Here is a 995-nt window from a genome sequence, read left to right as displayed (position 1 = left end):
CCCCGCGACCCCGGGGCGGCGACCCGGATCAGTCCCCCGCCTCCCCGGGGCGGCCGGTCCCGGCGGTGTCGGTCGGCGTCCGGGTGTCGGTCGGGGCGGCGTCCGCGCCGGGCAGCGTCGGCTGTACGAGCAGGGGGTAGGGCGGCGGGGTCCCGCCGAATTCCGGACAACGTTCGCGGTGGTCGCACCAGGAGCACAGAGGTCCCCGTCGGGGGCGCCAGTCACCCGTCTCCGTCGCCTGTCGAATGGCCTCCCAGAGCGCGGTCAGCTTGCGCTCCACCGCCAGCAGCTCCTCCTCCACGGGATCGTGCCACCGCACCTCGCCGCTGCCCAGGTAGACCAGTTGGAGCCGCTTGGGGATGACGCCGCGCAGCCGCCACAGCACCAGCGCGTAGAACCGCATCTGGAACAGGGCCTCGCCGGAGTACTCGGGGCGGGGGGCCCGACCCGTCTTGTAGTCCACCACCCGGATCTCACCGGTGGGCGCCACGTCCACCCGGTCGATCACCCCCCGGACCCGCAGCCCCGACTCCAGCCGGGTCTCGACGAACACCTCGCGCTCGGCCGGCTCCAGCCGGGAGGGGTCCTCCAGCGAGAACCACCGCTCGACCAACTCCTCCGCCCCGGCCAACCACTCCGCCAGCCGGGCCCGCCCGGCCGCGTCGCGACTCCCGGCGGACGGGGCGTCGGCGCCGTCCGGGGCGGGCCCCGTCGAAGGGGCGGGATCGGTGGTGTCGGCGGGGTCGTCCTCGAACAGCCCCGCCAGTTCGGGACGGGCGGCCAACAGCTTCTCCCACTCGGCCACGACCATCGCCCGGGCCCGCCGCGCGTCGCGCTCCCCCGCGGGGGCGTCGAAGACGCGCTCCAGGACCGCGTGCACCACGGTGCCCCGGGTCGCCGCCGCGCTGGGCCGCTCGGGCAGCCGGTCGATCACCCGGAAGCGGTACAACAGCGGACAGCGCATGAAGTCCGCGGCCCGGGAGGGTGAGAGGGAC

Annotated in this window: 1 protein-coding gene; it reads right to left on the bottom strand. The window is 75.7% G+C overall.

The annotated features are described in order from the left end of the window. Positions 1-28 precede the first annotated feature (28 nt). Positions 29-995: RecB family exonuclease (locus FNQ90_RS24675; RefSeq protein ID WP_228471580.1), on the bottom strand; the 967-nt coding region annotated here is incomplete at its 5' end.

The sequence above is a fragment of the Streptomyces alkaliphilus genome, from assembly GCF_014141535.1.
GTDB classification, from domain to species: Bacteria; Actinomycetota; Actinomycetes; order Streptomycetales; family Streptomycetaceae; genus Streptomyces; species Streptomyces alkaliphilus.
The sequence above is the reverse complement of the archived record's forward strand: the minus strand, read 5'-3'. Positions and strand labels throughout refer to the sequence as shown.